This window comes from Acinetobacter sp. YH16044 (genome assembly GCF_013417145.1).
Lineage (GTDB): Bacteria > Pseudomonadota > Gammaproteobacteria > Pseudomonadales > Moraxellaceae > Acinetobacter > Acinetobacter amyesii.
Genome location: NZ_VPEK01000025.1, coordinates 1 through 17,951 on the forward strand (window position 1 = coordinate 1; position 17,951 = coordinate 17,951).

Annotated in this window: 14 protein-coding genes, 1 tRNA gene and 1 pseudogene; 15 read left to right on the forward strand and 1 reads right to left on the reverse strand. The window is 41.9% G+C overall.

Annotation, left to right across the window (positions count from 1 at the left end):
* The 12 genes and pseudogenes from tuf to FTV38_RS12885 form a co-directional block, all read left to right on the forward strand.
* Positions 1–359: pseudogene (gene tuf / locus FTV38_RS12830) on the forward strand (elongation factor Tu); the annotation flags it as partial.
* Between the two features lie 55 nt (positions 360–414).
* Positions 415–490, forward strand: a tRNA-Trp gene (locus tag FTV38_RS12835).
* 76 nt (positions 491–566) lie between these two features.
* Positions 567–1,007 (forward strand): preprotein translocase subunit SecE, encoded by a 441-nt coding sequence (gene secE / locus FTV38_RS12840; protein WP_078189832.1) that lies wholly within the window; start codon positions 567–569, stop codon positions 1,005–1,007.
* A gap of 7 nt (positions 1,008–1,014) precedes the next feature.
* Positions 1,015–1,548, forward strand: a complete 534-nt coding sequence (nusG, locus tag FTV38_RS12845; RefSeq protein ID WP_078189831.1) for a transcription termination/antitermination protein NusG — start codon at positions 1,015–1,017, stop codon at positions 1,546–1,548.
* Positions 1,549–1,663: 115 nt separating this feature from the next.
* A complete protein-coding gene (rplK, locus tag FTV38_RS12850) occupies positions 1,664–2,092 on the forward strand; it encodes a 50S ribosomal protein L11 (RefSeq protein WP_004868049.1) in 429 nt (142 codons plus the stop codon).
* A gap of 3 nt (positions 2,093–2,095) precedes the next feature.
* Positions 2,096–2,791 carry a 50S ribosomal protein L1 gene (gene rplA / locus FTV38_RS12855; protein ID WP_078189830.1) on the forward strand — a complete coding sequence of 232 codons (696 nt, stop codon included), beginning with the start codon at positions 2,096–2,098 and terminating at the stop codon, positions 2,789–2,791.
* 301 nt (positions 2,792–3,092) lie between these two features.
* On the forward strand, positions 3,093–3,599 hold the full coding sequence (rplJ, locus tag FTV38_RS12860; RefSeq protein WP_111885844.1) for a 50S ribosomal protein L10: 507 nt from the start codon (positions 3,093–3,095) through the stop codon (positions 3,597–3,599).
* A gap of 48 nt (positions 3,600–3,647) precedes the next feature.
* Complete coding sequence (gene rplL, locus FTV38_RS12865; protein WP_078189828.1) at positions 3,648–4,019, forward strand: 50S ribosomal protein L7/L12; 372 nt, start codon at positions 3,648–3,650, stop codon at positions 4,017–4,019.
* A gap of 305 nt (positions 4,020–4,324) precedes the next feature.
* Complete coding sequence (gene rpoB, locus FTV38_RS12870; RefSeq protein ID WP_180002850.1) at positions 4,325–8,413, forward strand: DNA-directed RNA polymerase subunit beta; 4,089 nt, start codon at positions 4,325–4,327, stop codon at positions 8,411–8,413.
* Positions 8,414–8,568: 155 nt separating this feature from the next.
* Positions 8,569–12,768: a DNA-directed RNA polymerase subunit beta' gene (gene rpoC, locus FTV38_RS12875; protein WP_078192842.1), complete on the forward strand. Its 4,200-nt coding sequence runs from the start codon at positions 8,569–8,571 to the stop codon at positions 12,766–12,768.
* Between the two features lie 160 nt (positions 12,769–12,928).
* A complete protein-coding gene (locus FTV38_RS12880; protein WP_180022681.1) occupies positions 12,929–13,471 on the forward strand; it encodes a hypothetical protein in 543 nt (180 codons plus the stop codon).
* A gap of 129 nt (positions 13,472–13,600) precedes the next feature.
* Positions 13,601–13,957, forward strand: a complete 357-nt coding sequence (locus tag FTV38_RS12885; protein ID WP_078192840.1) for a DNA transfer protein p32 — start codon at positions 13,601–13,603, stop codon at positions 13,955–13,957.
* A gap of 50 nt (positions 13,958–14,007) precedes the next feature.
* Here the strand turns inward: FTV38_RS12885 and FTV38_RS12890 are convergent, their stop codons facing one another.
* Positions 14,008–14,490 (reverse strand): DUF4442 domain-containing protein, encoded by a 483-nt coding sequence (locus FTV38_RS12890; RefSeq protein ID WP_078189823.1) that lies wholly within the window; start codon positions 14,488–14,490, stop codon positions 14,008–14,010.
* 128 nt (positions 14,491–14,618) lie between these two features.
* On the opposite strand from FTV38_RS12890, the gene FTV38_RS12895 reads away from it, so the two are divergent.
* From FTV38_RS12895 to FTV38_RS12905, 3 genes are all read left to right on the forward strand, one after another.
* A complete protein-coding gene (locus FTV38_RS12895; RefSeq protein WP_180022682.1) occupies positions 14,619–15,494 on the forward strand; it encodes an alpha/beta fold hydrolase in 876 nt (291 codons plus the stop codon).
* 96 nt (positions 15,495–15,590) lie between these two features.
* Positions 15,591–16,958 (forward strand): Na+/H+ antiporter family protein, encoded by a 1,368-nt coding sequence (locus tag FTV38_RS12900; RefSeq protein WP_180007047.1) that lies wholly within the window; start codon positions 15,591–15,593, stop codon positions 16,956–16,958.
* A gap of 307 nt (positions 16,959–17,265) precedes the next feature.
* Positions 17,266–17,877 (forward strand): OmpW family protein, encoded by a 612-nt coding sequence (locus FTV38_RS12905; RefSeq protein ID WP_111885838.1) that lies wholly within the window; start codon positions 17,266–17,268, stop codon positions 17,875–17,877.
* The last annotated feature ends 74 nt before the right edge of the window (positions 17,878–17,951 follow it).

A 17,951-nucleotide genomic window follows, 5' to 3' on the forward strand; every position in this document is an offset into this window, starting at 1 on the left:
GTGTTCTTCTACGTGGTACTAAACGTGAAGACGTTCAACGTGGTCAAGTACTTGCTAAACCAGGTACAATCAAACCGCATACTAAATTCGACGCAGAAGTATACGTACTTTCTAAAGACGAAGGTGGTCGTCATACTCCATTCCTTAACGGTTACCGTCCACAGTTCTACTTCCGTACAACTGACGTAACTGGTGCAATCGCGCTTAAAGAAGGCGTTGAAATGGTTATGCCTGGTGACAACGTAGAAATGTCAGTAGAATTAATCCACCCAATCGCAATGGACGCTGGCTTACGCTTCGCGATCCGTGAAGGTGGCCGTACAGTTGGTGCGGGTGTTGTTTCTAAAGTAACTGCATAATATAATACAGTTATCTTTGTACAGATCGAGAGTTTCGACTCTCGATTTGCTCTGCAGGTCAGTAGTTCAATTGGTAGAGCGTCGGTCTCCAAAACCGAATGTTGGGGGTTCGAGTCCCTCCTGGCCTGCCAAATTTTTTTAAAAAGAAGCTTGATGCTGGCTCAACTGGTCATATAATAAGTCGCGAATCCTACGACGAGTACAAAAATGTCGAATGATAAATCGCGTGACGCATTAAGCGACGCGCCAATTCCTCAAAGAAATAATCCTGCTGAAGTTGTTAATTCTGGTTCCCCTTTAGACTATGTTCTGTGGGTTATCGCGTTGATTTTACTCGGTAGTTCTATGATGGTGAATCAACATTTGCCAGCATACTGGGCACCAGCGAATGATGTTTGGGTCCGTGTTGGGGTAATTTTGGCTTGTATCATCGTGGCTTTAGGTTTATTATACGCCACCCATCAAGGCAAAGGCTTTGTTCGATTGTTGAAAGATGCTCGAATTGAGTTACGTCGAGTGACTTGGCCAACCAAGCAAGAGACCATGACCACATCTTGGCAGGTACTTGCGGTAGTCTTAGTGGCATCTATTTTATTATGGTGCTTTGACTATGCTTTGAGCTGGTTAATGAAGTTTATTATCGGGTAAGAGAGCTATGAAACGTTGGTACATTATTCATGCCTATTCTGGTTATGAAAAACAAGTGTTACGCTCACTTAATGATCGAATCCAGCGTAGCGCTGTAGCCGATAGCTTTGGTGAAGTCCTTGTCCCTACTGAAGAAGTAGTGGAAATGAAGGATGGTAAGAAACGTAAATCTGAGCGTAAATTCTTTCCCGGCTATGTGTTAGTCGAGATGGAAATGAATGATGAAACTTGGCACATTGTTAAAGAATGTCCAAAAGTATTAGGTTTCATCGGTGGTACTGCAGAAAAGCCTGCACCAATTACGCAAAAAGAAGCTGATGCGATTCTTGCACGTGTACGCAATACTGGCGAAGCACCTCGTCCTAAGACGATGTTTGAACCAGGTGAAGAATTACTCGTAATTGACGGTCCATTCACCGATTTTAAAGGCGTGGTGGAAGAAGTTCTATACGATAAGTCACGTTTAACGTTGACGATTAATGTATTTAATCGACCAACTCAGGTTGAGCTGGAATTTCGCCAAGTCGAAAAATCGGTTTAATTTAACTTGGTTGATAAACGCCCGATTTGTTATGAGTCGGGCATTGTTGTTGTAACGGTATCGTTACTTATATGTATGGGGAGCCTAGCGGCGTTAGTACCCAGAGGTAATTGAAATGGCTAAGAAGATTGACGGCTATATCAAGCTGCAAGTTCCAGCTGGTAAAGCAAATCCATCTCCACCGATTGGTCCTGCACTAGGTCAACGTGGTGTTAACATCATGGCATTCTGTAAAGAATTCAATGCTGCGACACAAAAAGTTGAAGCTGGTCTTCCAATTCCAGTAGTGATCACTGTGTACAACGACAAGTCGTTCACATTCATCATGAAAACTCCTCCTGCTGCGATTCTTCTTAAGAAAGCTGCGGGCATCCAAAAGGGTTCAGCTGTACCTAACAAAACTAAAGTTGGTAAGTTGACTCGCGCTCAATTAGAAGAAATTGCGACTACTAAAGAACCAGATCTTACTGGTGCTGATTTAGACGCACGTGTACGTACCATTGCTGGTTCTGCGCGTTCTATGGGCTTGGAAGTGGAGCTATAAGACATGGCTAAATTAACTAAACGTCAAAAAGCCATTGTTGCTGCTGTTGAAGCTAACAAAGTTTACACTTTGGAAGAAGCAGTTGCAGTTCTTAACGGCCTTCCAGCAGTAAAATTCAAAGAATCTTTGGATGTTGCTGTAAACCTAGGTGTTGATCCTCGTAAATCTGACCAAGTTGTTCGTGGCGCGACTACACTTCCTGCAGGTACTGGTAAAACTGTACGTGTAGCTGTGTTTGCTCAAGGCGCTGCTGCTGAAGCTGCTAAAGCTGAAGGCGCGGACGTTGTTGGTTTTGATGATCTTGCTGAAAGCATCCAAGCGGGTAACCTTGACTTTGACGTAGTAATTGCAGCTCCGGATGCAATGCGCGTTGTTGGTAAGTTAGGTACGATTCTTGGTCCACGTGGCTTAATGCCAAACCCTAAAGTGGGTACTGTAACTCCTGACGTAGCTTCTGCTGTTAAAAATGCGAAAGCTGGTCAAGCACGTTACCGTGTAGACAAAGCAGGTATCATCCACGCTGCGATCGGTCAAGTAGGTTTCACTGCTGAAGCTGTTCGTTCAAACGTTGAAGCTCTTGTAGCAGACCTTAAGAAAGCAAAACCTGCTACTTCTAAAGGTGTTTACATCCAAAAGATCACTCTAAGCTCTACTATGGGTCCTGGTCTTGTTGTTGATGTGGCAAACGTTTCTAAATAAGTTTCGACTTATTACAGAATTTTAAAGCCCTGAGTATTATTTAAAGCGCTGCTTTAAATATTACGCAAGAAACGCTCCGTCGTATTTTGCGTAATTCAGGCAAACTTTGAATTGATAAATTTAGATTTATCAGCGTCAAAGACCTCAGGCGAGGGGAGTTTTATGCTTTCTTCTTAATAGCCCAGCCTGAGTAGACGCGGTGGTGTGATTTGTTCCTCCTCCGCGTGTTGGTTCAGTGATGAGCTAACGAATTGGGAGTGCATCTGTATAGGTGCATAAATCACCGTTAGGAGGTTTTACAATGGCTCTTCTTATCGAAGGCAAAAAACAGATCGTAGCTGAAGTAACTGAAGTTGCTTCTACTGCGTATGCTGCTGTTGTTGCTGACTATCAAGGTTTAACTGTTGAGCAATTAACTGCTCTACGTGTTGAAGCTCGTAAACTAGGTGTTGCTACTCGCGTAGTTCGTAACACTTTGGCTAAACGTGCTCTTCAAGATACTCAATTCAATATCTTGAGCGACAACCTTGTTGGCCCAACAATCTTAGCTTTCTCAACTTCTGAAGACGACATGGGCGCAGCTGCTCGTTTGTTCGAAGAATTTGCTAAAACTAATAAAGCATTTGAACTTAAAGCTGCTGCATTTGACGGTAAAGTTTATCAAGGTGCTGAAGTTAGCGTTATCGCGAACCTTCCAAACCAAGAGAAAGCGCTTACTATGCTTGCAAACGTTCTTCAAGCTCCTATTTCGAAATTGGGTCGCCTTATTACAGCGCTCAAAGAGAAAAACGAGTCAGAAGCTGCTTAAGCTTAAATCAATTTACACACCATTCAATACCCATTTGGAGTTACTCTCATGGCTTTAACAAACGAAGAAATCTTAAACGCAGTTGCTGAAAAAACTGTTCTTGAACTTGTTGAACTTATTTCTGCTTTCGAAGAAAAATTCAACGTATCTGCTGCTGCTGTAGCAGTTGCTGCTGCTCCTGGCGCTGCTGGTGCTGCTGCTGAAGAACAATCAGAATTCAACGTTGAGTTGACTTCTTTCGGTGCTAACAAAGTTGCTGTAATTAAAGCAGTTCGTGAAGCTACTGGCCTTGGTCTTAAAGAAGCTAAAGATCTTGTTGAAAGCGCTCCTTCAGTTCTTAAAGAAGGCGTTTCTAAAGAAGAAGGCGAAGAACTTAAGAAAAAACTTGAAGAAGCTGGTGCTACAGTTACACTTAAGTAATCTTAAGGGGAGTCGATTTTTTTATAATCGGCTCCAAAAAATGGCTGGTGGCCCTTGGGTCATCAGCCTTTTTGCGTTACAATTATCGGCTCGATTTTTGTTTGCATGATATAAAAATCATACAAATTAAAAATAATTTATAAAACCAAACGCTTACCAATATTTTTCAGTAAAAAAAATATTGTTAAGCGTTTTAATACCACTAAAAATTGCAGCATTTGTGAAAGTGGTGGCCATATCGGCCTGCGTAATTCCTTCTAAGTTCGTTCTGCAGGCGGACTTAGTTTACTTTCCGAGGACTCCAGATGGCATACTCATATACCGAAAAGAAACGGATCCGTAAGAATTTTGGTAAATTGCCCAAGGTAATGGATGTTCCGTACTTGCTCGCGATTCAAGTCGACTCGTACCGAACTTTCCTTCAAGACGGCAAAACTCCAAAAAACCGCGAAGATATCGGTCTCCAAGCCGCATTTCGTTCAGTTTTTCCTATTGAAAGTTATTCTGGCAATGCTGCTTTAGAATTTGTTGAGTATAGTCTTGGTAAGCCTGAATTTGATGTGCGCGAATGTATTCTTCGTGGCTCAACTTATGCGGCGCCAATGCGTGTAAAAATTCGTCTGATCATTAAAGATCGCGAAACTAAAACAATCAAAGATGTGCGTGAGCAAGAAGTCTACATGGGTGAAATGCCACTTATGACAGACAACGGTACCTTTGTGATCAATGGTACTGAGCGTGTAATCGTATCTCAATTACACCGTTCACCAGGTGTGTTCTTTGACCACGATAAAGGCAAAACTCACTCTAGCGGTAAAGTTCTTTATTCTGCTCGTATCATTCCTTACCGTGGTTCATGGTTAGACTTTGAATTCGATGCAAAAGATCTTGTCTATGTTCGTATTGACCGTCGTCGTAAATTACTTGCGACTGTTGTGCTTCGTGCCTTGGGTTATAACAACGAACAAATCCTAGACATGTTCTACGAAAAAGTACCTGTATATCTTGATATGGGTAGCTATCAAATTGACTTGGTTCCAGAACGTCTACGTGGCGAAATGGCACAGTTTGATATCGTGGGTACAGACGGTAAAACAATTGTTGAACAAGGTAAACGTATTAACGCGCGCCATGTTCGTCAAATGGAAGCAGCAGGTCTTGAAAAACTTTCTGTTCCTGATGAATACCTATATGAACGTATTGTTGCTGAAGATGTAACGTTACGTGATGGCGAAGTTGTTGCGGCAAATACCGTGCTTAGCCATGAAATTATGGTGAAATTGGCTGAAGGCGGCGTTAAACAATTCAACGTACTTTATACCAATGATATCGACCGTGGTCCATTCATTGCGGATTCTTTACGTGCAGATACTACAACTGGTCGTGAAGAAGCACTTGTAGAAATCTACAAAGTGATGCGTCCAGGTGAGCCACCAACAAAAGAAGCTGCTGAAAACTTATTCAACAACTTGTTCTTCTCTTCTGAACGTTATGATTTATCACCAGTAGGTCGTATGAAGTTCAACCGTCGTTTGGGTCGTCCTTACGAAGTGGGTACGGATCAGAAGTCTCGTGAAGTTGAAGGCATTCTTTCGAACGAAGACATCACTGATGTATTGAAAACATTAGTTGAAATCCGTAACGGTAAAGGTGAAGTCGACGATATCGATCACTTGGGTAACCGTCGTGTTCGTTCTGTTGGTGAAATGACAGAAAACCAATTCCGTGTTGGTCTAGTTCGTGTTGAACGTGCTGTTAAAGAACGTTTATCTCAAGCTGAAACTGATAACTTGTCTCCGCAAGATTTAATCAATGCGAAACCAGTTGCTGCTGCAATCAAAGAATTCTTTGGTTCAAGCCAGTTGTCTCAGTTCATGGACCAAAACAACCCGTTGTCTGAAATTACACACAAACGTCGTGTATCAGCATTGGGCCCAGGTGGTTTGACTCGTGAACGTGCGGGCTTCGAAGTACGTGACGTACATCAAACTCACTACGGTCGTGTATGTCCAATCGAGACTCCTGAAGGTCCAAACATTGGTTTGATCAACTCACTTTCTGTTTATGCGAAATGTAATAACTTCGGTTTCTTGGAAACTCCATACCGTAAAGTTGTTGATGGTCGTGTAACGGATGACGTTGAATACCTTTCTGCGATTGAAGAAGTAGGTACTGTGATTGCACAGGCCGATTCTGGTATCGATAAAGACGGTAACTTAACTGAAGAATTCGTATCTGTACGTCACCAAGGTGAATTCGTACGTATTCCACCAGAAAAAGTAACGCATATGGATGTATCTGCTCAGCAGGTTGTATCTGTAGCGGCATCACTTATTCCGTTCCTTGAACACGATGATGCCAACCGTGCATTGATGGGTTCAAACATGCAGCGTCAGGCTGTTCCTACATTACGTGCTGACAAACCGCTTGTTGGTACAGGTATGGAAGCAAACGTAGCGCATGACTCGGGTGTGTGTGTACTTGCGAAACGTGGTGGTCGTATTGAATTCGTTGATGCTTCTCGTGTCGTTATTCGTGTAAACGAAGAAGAGATGGTGGCAGGCGAAGCAGGTGTAGATATCTACAACCTGATCAAATACACACGTTCGAACCAAAATACATGTATCAACCAAAACGTTGTTGTACGTTTAGGTGATAAAGTTGCACGTGGTGACGTTCTTGCTGATGGTCCATCAACAGATGGCGGTGAATTGGCATTGGGTCAAAACATGCGTGTAGCGTTCATGACTTGGAACGGTTACAACTACGAAGACTCGATCTTACTATCAGAGCGTGTACTTCAAGAAGATCGTTTAACGTCTATCCACATCCAAGAGCTTTCATGTGTTGCACGTGATACCAAATTGGGTGCTGAAGAAATTACAGCGGATATCCCGAACGTGGGTGAAGCTGCACTTTCTAAATTGGATGAATCAGGTATCGTTTATATCGGTGCTGAAGTAACTGCTGGTGACATTCTTGTAGGTAAAGTAACGCCTAAAGGTGAAACTCAGTTAACTCCGGAAGAAAAATTGCTTCGCGCAATCTTCGGTGAAAAAGCGGCTGACGTAAAAGACTCTTCATTACGTGTATCTTCATCTGTGAAAGGTACTGTAATTGACGTTCAAGTATTTACACGTGACGGTCTTGAAAAAGACGAACGTGCTCAAGCAATTGAGAAAGCACAACTTGATGCTTACCGTAAAGACTTGAAAGAAGAATACAAAATCTTCGAAGAAGCGGCTCGTGAACGTATTGTTCGTCTATTGAAAGGTCAAGAATCTAACGGTGGCGGTACAACTAAACGCGGTGACAAATTAACTGAAGAGTTATTGTCTGGTCTTGAGTTGGTTGATCTTATTGAAATCCAACCAGTCGATGAAGCGATTGCTGAACGTTTAACTCAAATTCAAGTGTTCTTGAAAGAGAAGAGCCTTGAAATTGACGAGAAATTTGCAGAGAAAAAACGCAAACTTTCTACAGGTGACGAACTTACAACTGGCGTATTAAAAGTTGTGAAGGTTTACCTTGCAGTTAAACGTCGTATCCAGCCTGGTGATAAGATGGCGGGTCGTCACGGTAACAAGGGTGTTGTATCCAACATCTTGCCTGTAGAAGACATGCCACACGATGCAAACGGTGTTCCAGTTGATGTTGTACTTAACCCACTGGGTGTACCATCACGTATGAACGTGGGTCAGATTCTTGAAACTCACTTAGGTATGGCGGCTAAAGGTCTTGGCGATCAAATCGACAAGATGATGAAAGAGCAACGTACTGTACTTGAGCTTCGTGATTTCTTAGACAAGATTTACAACAAAGTTGGTGGCGAACAAGAAGATCTTGATAGCTTAACTGATGAAGAAATCTTGGTGCTTTCAGGTAACTTGCGTAAAGGTGTTCCTTTAGCAACACCAGTATTTGATGGTGCTGAAGAATCACAAATTAAAGAATTGTTAGAACTTGGTGGCATTTCACGTACTGGTCAAACAGTATTGTATGATGGTCGTACAGGTGAACGTTTTGACCGTCCTGTAACTGTAGGTTACATGTACATGTTGAAACTGAACCACTTGGTTGACGACAAGATGCATGCGCGTTCTACTGGTTCTTACTCTCTAGTAACTCAACAGCCGCTTGGTGGTAAAGCACAATTCGGTGGTCAGCGTTTCGGTGAGATGGAAGTATGGGCACTCGAAGCTTACGGTGCAGCATATACACTTCAAGAAATGCTTACTGTGAAGTCGGATGACGTTGAAGGTCGTACCCGTATCTATAAGAACATTGTAGATGGTAACCATTACATGGACCCAGGTATGCCTGAATCGTTCAACGTATTGACCAAAGAGATCCGTTCTTTAGGTATCAACATTGAACTGAAAAATGGTGACTAAGAATCTCCATTAAATCTCCCTAAATCCCTCTTTGCAAAAGAGGGACTTTTCCCCCTTTGAAAAAGGGGGATTAAGGGGGATTAAAATTCAGTTAAAAAACAATATTTGTGACCCAGTTGTGAAGTGAAAATCTCCACAACACACGGAGAAAAAAATTGAAAGACTTGCTCGATATCATGCGCAAAAAGACGGATTCAGACGGTCATGCTCCTGTAGAGTTTGATCGCATCCGTATTGGTCTTGCGTCACCAGAAATGATTAAGTCGTGGTCTCATGGTGAAGTTAAAAAGCCTGAAACCATTAACTACCGTACGTTCAAACCTGAACGTGATGGTTTATTCTGTGCCAAAATCTTTGGTCCAGTAAAAGATTACGAATGCTTGTGTGGTAAATACAAGCGTATGAAATACAAAGGCGTCATTTGTGAAAAATGTGGCGTTGAGGTAACAACTGCAAAAGTACGTCGTGAGCGTATGGGTCATATTGACCTTGCTTCTCCAGTTGCACATATTTGGTTCTTAAAATCACTTCCTAGCCGTATTGGTCTGCTTTTAGACATGACTTTACGTGATATCGAACGTGTATTGTATTTCGAATCATACGTTGTAACTGACCCAGGTATGACTCCACTTGAGAAATACCAACTTCTAAACGATGAAGAATACTTCACTGCTTTAGAAGAACACGGTGATGAATTCACTGCGAAAATGGGTGCAGAAGCAGTTCAAGATTTGTTGAAAGACATCGATCTTGAAGCTGAAATTTCACGTCTTCGTGAAGAAATTCCAAATACAACTTCAGAAACGAAGCTTAAAAAAGCCTCTAAACGTCTGAAATTGATGGAAGCGTTCAAAGAGTCGAACAACAAACCAGAATGGATGGTGATGAATGTACTTCCAGTACTTCCACCTGATCTTCGTCCGTTGGTTCCTCTAGAAGGTGGTCGTTTTGCGACTTCTGACTTGAACGATCTTTACCGTCGTGTAATCAACCGTAACAACCGTTTAAAACGTCTTTTAGACCTTGCAGCACCAGACATTATCGTACGTAACGAAAAACGTATGTTACAAGAGTCTGTAGATGCATTGCTTGATAACGGTCGTCGTGGTCGCGCAATTACCGGTTCGAACAAACGTCCTCTTAAATCTTTGGCAGACATGATCAAAGGTAAACAAGGTCGTTTCCGTCAAAACTTATTGGGTAAACGTGTCGATTACTCTGGTCGTTCGGTAATTACTGTAGGTCCAACTTTACGTCTGCACCAATGTGGTCTTCCGAAAAAAATGGCGCTTGAATTATTCAAACCATTCATTTTCGCGAAACTACAAGCGTCTGGCCAAGCGACAACCATTAAAGCTGCGAAGAAAATGGTTGAGCGTGAAACTCCAGAAGTTTGGGACGTACTTGCTCACGTAATTCGTCAACATCCAGTGATGTTGAACCGTGCGCCTACACTTCACCGTTTGGGTCTTCAAGCATTTGAACCAACCCTGATTGAAGGTAAAGCAATCCGTCTTCATCCGTTAGTTTGTGCGGCATTTAACGCCGACTTCGACGGTGACCAAATGGCGGTACACGTACCATTAACACTTGAAGCTCAGTTAGAAGCTCGTGCGTTAATGATGTCAACAAACAACATTCTTTCTCCTGCGAACGGTGAGCCAATCATCGTACCTTCTCAGGACGTTGTCTTAGGCTTGTACTACATCACTCGTGATGCGATCAATGCCAAAGGTGAAGGCATGGTGTTTGCGGATACTGACGAAGTAAACCGTGCACTTGCAACAGGCCAAGTGGATCTGCATGCCCGTGTTAAAGCGCGTGTGCATCAAACAGTCATTGACGAAAATGGTAACCGTGAACAACAAACCATTGTTGTAGACACAACTCCAGGTCGTTGTTTACTTTGGGAAGTTGTACCTGAAGGTATGGATTTCCAACAAATCAACGTTGAGATGACTAAAAAGAACATCTCTAAATTGATCAACTCTTGCTACCGTAAATTAGGTCTAAAAGATACTGTTATCTTCGCTGACCAATTGATGTACTTGGGCTTCCGTCAAGCGACTCACTCAGGTGTGTCTGTTGGTATGGAAGACATGTTGATTCCGCCACAAAAACAAGCAATTATCGAAAAAGCTGAAGTTGAAGTTCGCGAAATTGAACAACAATTCGAGCAAGGTTTCGTAACTGCCGGCGAACGTTATAACAAAGTTGTCGATATTTGGGCGCGTACAAACGACCAAGTAGCGAAAGCGATGATGGACAACTTATCTTTCACTACTGTTAAAAACAAACAGGGTGAAGACGAGAAACAAAAATCATTCAACTCGATCTATATGATGTCTGACTCAGGTGCCCGTGGTTCGGCAGCTCAGATTCGTCAGTTAGCGGGTATGCGTGGTTTGATGGCGAAACCAGATGGTTCGATCATTGAAACACCAATTAAAGCAAACTTCCGTGAAGGTTTGACTGTACTTCAGTACTTCATTTCAACACACGGTGCACGTAAAGGTTTGGCCGATACTGCATTGAAAACTGCGAACTCAGGTTACTTGACTCGTCGTTTGGTTGACGTTGCACAAGACTTGGTAATTACTGAGCCAGATTGTGGTACTTTCGACGGTCTTGTAATGACTCCGTTCATTCAAGGTGGCGATGTCATCGAGAACTTAGGTACTCGAGTATTGGGTCGTGTACTTGCTGAAGATGCGAAGAAACCAGGTTCGGATGATGTGATTCTTCCACGTAATACTTTAATCGACGAAAAACTTGCAAACTACTTAGAAGAGCAAGGTGTCGATGAAGTGAAAGTACGTTCAGTTGTAAACTGTGAATCTACTTTCGGTGTATGTGCGAAATGTTACGGTCGTGACCTTGCTCGCGGTCACTTGGTGAATCCAGGTGAATCTGTGGGTGTAATGGCTGCTCAATCAATTGGTGAGCCAGGTACACAGTTAACAATGCGTACGTTCCACGTAGGTGGTGCTGCGAGCCGAACTTCTGCTGCTAACAGCGTACAAGTTCGTAACAAAGGTACAGTACGTTTCCACAATGTGAAAACAGTACAACACGCTAAAGGTCACTTGGTATCAACTTCACGTTCAGGTGAAATCGGTATCGCAGATGACATCGGTCGTGAACGCGAACGTTACAAAATTCCATACGGTGCTTCAATCATCATTAAAGATGGCGAAGCTGTGGAAGCTGGCGGTATCGTAGCGACTTGGGATCCGCATACACATCCACTTGTTACCGAAGTTGCAGGTAAAGTGCGTTTCAGCCAAATCGCTGATGGCGTAACTGTGACATCGAAAACTGATGATGCAACAGGTATGACGACTATTGAGGTACTTCCAGTAACTTCACGTCCAGCATCTGGTAAAGATATGCGTCCAGCTGTTGTATTGGATACAACAGATGGCGGCGAACAGTTCTACTTCCTACCACAAAACACGATTCTGACTGTGCGCGATGGCGAAACAATTGGTGTCGGTGATGTTATTGGTCGTGTGCCACAAGAATCTTCACGTACTCGTGATATTACCGGTGGTCTTCCACGCGTAGCTGACTTGTTCGAAGCACGTAAACCGAAAGAACACGCGATCCTTGCTGAAATTTCAGGTATCGTAAGCTTCGGTAAAGAGACCAAAGGTAAGAACCGTCTTGTGATTACTCCGGATGATGGCTCTGAAATTTACGAAGAGCTAATTCCGAAATGGCGTACGATTAACGTGTTCGAAGGCGAACATGTAAACCGTGGTGAAACCATTTCTGATGGTCCGCAAAATCCACACGACATCTTACGTTTGAAAGGCGAAGTTGCACTGACAAATTACATCGTGAACGAAGTTCAGGACGTATACCGTCTGCAAGGTGTAAAAATCAACGACAAGCACATTGAAGTGATCGTACGTCAAATGCTTCGTAAAGTTGAAATCACTGACGGTGGTGATACAAGCTTCATCAAAGGCGAGCAAGTGGAATACATCCGCGTTGTTCAAGAAAACCAAGCTGTGGCAGCTCAGAACAAGTTCCCAGCGAAGTTTGAACGTCAATTGATGGGTATTACCAAAGCGTCGCTTTCTACTGACTCGTTCATTTCTGCTGCATCGTTCCAGGAAACAACTCGTGTGTTAACTGAAGCTGCTGTAACAGGTAAAGAAGATGAATTACGTGGTCTGAAAGAAAACGTGGTTGTAGGCCGTCTGATCCCAGCGGGTACAGGTTTGGCATACCACTTAGAACGTCGTCGTCAAGAGTCTGAAGCTGCAGAGCTTGAGCTTCACAATGACTTCTCTGATGTAGATCAAGCGTTAAGCCAAGCATTTAGCGATGAATTTAACGGTCTTTAATTAGCCCTTAAATCATTCCAAAAAAGCCACCTTCGGGTGGCTTTTTTTATGTGGATGAATTGAAAATTAAAGCTTTCCTAATATTGAAATATTTCCTATAGTAAAAATAGAACATAACAAATCTCTTGATTTTTAAACTTAAACATAACGGGGTCTTTTGATGAAATTCACACAGCAAGTATTCGCAGTTTCTGCATTATTCAGCTCATTGACAGCGATTGCTGCACCTATGCCCAATTCGATTGTGGTAGAAGATAAAGCTGTAGTTCCAGTACTAAAAACAGAAGTGATTCGCCGTGTTGCAGGTCAAGAACCTGTACGCCAAGTAACTGCAACAGTGTTAGAAATGACCAATAAAGGTCAGGATATCGTGGCACGTGAAATTGAACTTTCAGATCACCAAAGTGATTTTTCTGAAAAGAAATTATCGATTCCAGTAGTACAACGTGGTGGTGTCATCATCCCGACTTCTAAAATTGAAACCAAGACTACGGTGAAGCAGGACGGTCAGATTATTCGTCAAAACACCAATATTGATGCAGAAGGTGTAGAGTTTAAGAAAGGGCAGGAACCGATTAAACGCACGCTAAAACTAGATCAGGTAACAGATCCAGAAAGCAAAGCCAAACTCTCTCATGCTGTGCTGACTGAAAATGGTGAAACAACAAAAGATTTGATGATTTTGGATGAAAACCCTGAGTGATTCGTAAGCGATTAGGCGTGGTTTTTACAAAATGCAGCATTTATGCTCCAAGCCGTAACAAGCTATGTTTAATTGTTTCATACAATGGTTTTAGAATCATAGGTATTGAAGAAGACAAGGAACATCACAATGAAAAAAGTAATGAGCGTATGCGCAGTCGCGATGATGTCGACCCTAATGCTTGCTGGTTGTGAAAGCATGTCGCCCAATGAACAGCGTATTGGTGCTGCAGCTTTAGGTGGTGCCATTGGTGGTGGTGTGGGTAACAACGTTGGTGGTGGTGTAGGTGCAGCCGTTGGTGGGGGTGCTGGTGCAGCTGTCGGCAGTAAAACTCAAAACGGTTCAAACCGAAATGCCACATATAGTGGTGTAGGTGGTGCGATTGGTTCTGCAGTCGGTAAAAGTATCTTTGGTGGTAACACCGGTGCTGCTATTGGCGGTGCAATCGGTGGTGGTGCAGGTGCTGCAATTGAGCAAAATCGCTAATCTAATCCGATAAATTTGAATGAAAAGGCGCTTAAAGATAAGCGCCTTTTTTATTTGCGTGGACGGGGTTGCTTGCGACGAATGTATAGAGTTTTTTGAACTTCAGCGATACGTAAGCCTGCTTCATCAAAAATATTTAAGCTATAGTTCCGTAGAACAGGCGCGTGGTTATCTGCTAAGTTTTTAATATGGTTGATTTCATTAGGGTCGAGCTGGATGTCAGCGTATACCGTTCCACGTCCGGGGGATAAAAATTGGATATTTGCGGCTTTGTCCCACACGATATAACGTGAGCCCAGGTGATGCATCAAAATCAACATATAAAATGGGTCAACCATTGAATAAAGACTCCCGCCAAAATGTACACCGACGATATTTTGATTTTTACGAGTTAATGGCATTTTGACGCGAATGTGATAATTGGCGAGATCAATTTTATCAATCGAAATGCCAGCACCTTTATAAGGGGCATAATGATTGAGTAAGAATTTAGAGACAATAGGCATTGTCATTATTTTCTGGATTATGCTCATACTGGGTCAATTTTTTTTTATGCTGAACTTTGCATACTAAATGAGTTTCAAAACTGTGGCATTGATCACATTGCCCATGTTCACAAATAAAACGTCAATTCGATGGAATCGATAAAAGGACAAGAAGAATGCAACCACTAAATACGCAATGGGTGAATACCACAGATCAACAACGGCTTTATGTGAAGACATGGGGTGATGAAACTAAGCCGGCATTGGTTTTGGTTCATGGTTATCCTGATAATCAGGAAGTATGGGAACCGGTTATTGAACATCTTATTGCTGAATTTTATATCGTCACCTATGACGTGCGAGGTGCAGGGCAGTCCTCTGTGCCCCGTAAAGTACGAGATTACCGTTTAGAACAACTTTCACTTGATTTGGATAGTGTGACGCAAGCGGTATTAGGCGAGCGTAGTTTTCACTTAGCTGCGCATGACTGGGGTTCAATTCAATCTTGGGAGTCGGTCACAGAAGCAAAGTTTAGATCGCGAATTTTGTCTTATTCAACCATATCTGGGCCATGCTTAGACCATGCTGCATTTTTATTAAGAGATAACTTTAAACATCAGCAAAAAAAATTACTCAAATTGTTGAGCAAGTCATGGTATATCGGAGTATTCCAATTACCATTTCTTGCACCTGCCGCTTGGCATTTTTTGAATGCAGAGCGATGGGGGAAAATTGTTAATGATTTAGAACGAACTCAACAATTGCCGTTAAATCATAATATTCAACATGACGGTAAATATGGTATCGCGCTTTACCGTGCTAATTTTACTCCTCGTTTAACGCAGCCAAGACAACGTCATGCTATATGTCCTGTGCAAGCCATCGTATTAAAATATGATACTTTTGTCAGTCCAGAATATATTAAAGAATTGCCAAAATGGGTGGAAAATTTATCCGTGGTTGAAGTCAATGCAAATCATTGGGCCGTGCTGAGCCAACCCGAAAAAATTGCAAGTTACATCGCTCAATTTGCGCAATCACAGCAGCTTTAAGTAAATCGTTCAACAGTGGCAGTTTCATCGATAGGGGGCTAAATAGCGAGCAAATTCTGATAAAATACGGTTTTTTGTCAGACTCCCTTTTTTCTTATGTTTGCTATTCTTGCCGCAATTACAGTCATGTTTGGACTGTCGCTGGCACGCGTGCCTGTTGTATTTGCGCTGATCATTGGTGCAGTAACAGGTGGCTTGTTAGCTGGTCTTGGTATTCATGGCACCATCGAAGCGTTTAATAGTGGCTTAGGCAACGGTGCTCAAATCGCACTTGCTTATGGCGTGTTGGGGGCATTTGCTTTGGCACTTGCGCGTTCAGGTTTGCCAGATTTACTGGCTTATCAACTCATTACTAAACTCAAAGGTAACAGTAATGTGAAAGCCCAGAATCGCGTGAAATACGTAATTTTCGCTACTATCGCTTTAGCCGCCGTATGTTCACAAAACGTGATTCCAGTGCACATTGCGTTTATTCCAGTATTAATTCCACCATTACTCAGCGTATTTAATCATTTAAAACTTGACCGTCGTTTGATTGCTTGTGTTCTGACTTTTGGTCTTGTGGCGACTTATATGCTGGTACCTTTTGGTTTTGGTGCTATTTTCCTTAATGATATTTTAGGTCAAAACATCAATACCTTTGGTAAGCCATACGGTTTCAACATCAGCTATGATCAAATTCCAACTGCTATGGCAATTCCAGTATTTGGGATGTTTGTTGGCTTATTAATTGCTGTTTTTTATAGCTACCGTAAACCACGAGAGTATGCTGACGTTCAGGTTAAGGAATCACAGCACACCATCTCATCTGATGTAAAAGCAGATGAAAATGGTAAACCACAAGTCGCTAAATTTACTTTGATTATGGCTGCGGTTGCAGTGGTTGCTACGCTTTCTGTTCAAGTCATATCTGAGTCGATGATTTTGGCGGGTCTGGTTGGTGTTGCGATCTTAAGCTGTGCAGGTATTTTTAAGTGGAAAGAAGCCGATGATGTCATTATCAGTGGTATGCGCATGATGGCACTGGTTGGTTTCATTATGATTTCTGCGCAGGGCTTTGCATCTGTGATTGAGGCTACGAATCAAGTACCAATACTGGTACAAGCTTCGGTTGAATGGATTGGAAACAGCCGAGGTTTAGCTGCATTTTGGATGCTATTGATAGGGCTATTAATTACCTTAGGTATTGGTTCTTCATTCTCAACAATCCCAATTTTGGCCATTATTTATGTACCACTTTGTATTCAATTTGGTTTTAGCCCAGCGGCAACGATTGCCATTATTGGTACAGCAGCAGCTTTAGGAGATGCAGGTTCTCCGGCATCAGACTCAACTTTAGGCCCAACATCAGGCCTTAATATGGATGGTCAGCATGACCACATGAAAGACAGTGTGGTCCCGACCTTCATTCACTACAATATTCCATTAATGATCTTTGGTTGGATTGCCGCAATGGTACTCTAAAAAATTTTCAAAGATAAATAAAAAAGGCGATTATATAATCGCCTTTTTTGTTATTTAATCCTGAGGATTTTGGTTGGATTAAAATAATTCATTTTATTAATTCTGATTAAAAAGGTTGGTATATTATGAATAATAAATTAATTATAACGGTGAAAATATAAAACCAAGCATTGCACTATGATTAAAATAAATATATATAATTAATAATGACTTATATAATAATGTAAAAATTTATAAAATAATAATGTTGCATAATTTTAATACTAATGTTTAATATTAATTATTCATTCTAGAAGGTTGCTTTAAAATGTTAAAACAAGCTGCTCTTATTGCATTATTGGGTATGTCTGCTTCAGCGATGGCTGGTCAATGGCAGGTTAAAGTTGGTGCTTCTGTAATTGCTCCAACTGCAGATACTGATATTGCTAATGGTGCTTTAAATGTAAAAGCAGATCATGAGTTTGCATTTACACCGTCTGTAGAATATTTCTTTAATGACAACATTTCAGCTGAATTACTATTAGCTACACCAATTAGTCATGATGTGGATGTAACAGCTGCGGGTTCAAAAGTTGCTGGTGTTAAATTGAAACATCTTCCACCAACAATTACTGCGAAATATAACTTTAAAAATTCAACTGGCTTTACACCTTACATTGGTGTGGGTGGTACAGCATTTGTTGCTTGGGATGAAGATGGTTCAGGTGTGCTAGAAGGCACAAAGGTTAAAGTGAAAGAGTCTTATGGTTTTGCTGGCCAAGTTGGTTTTAACTACCAACCAGCTGATGCTAAAAACTGGGGCGTATTCTTTGATGCACGTTATGCTCAAATCCAGCCTGAAGTTCAAACAGTTGTCGAAACTTTTGATTTAGATATCGATCCTATGGTGTATACAATTGGTTATAGCTACAAATTCTAAGCTGTAGCTGATCTTAAAACCCTGCCTAATGGCAGGGTTTTTTATGCAGCATACTCCATTCATCAGTTGATCGA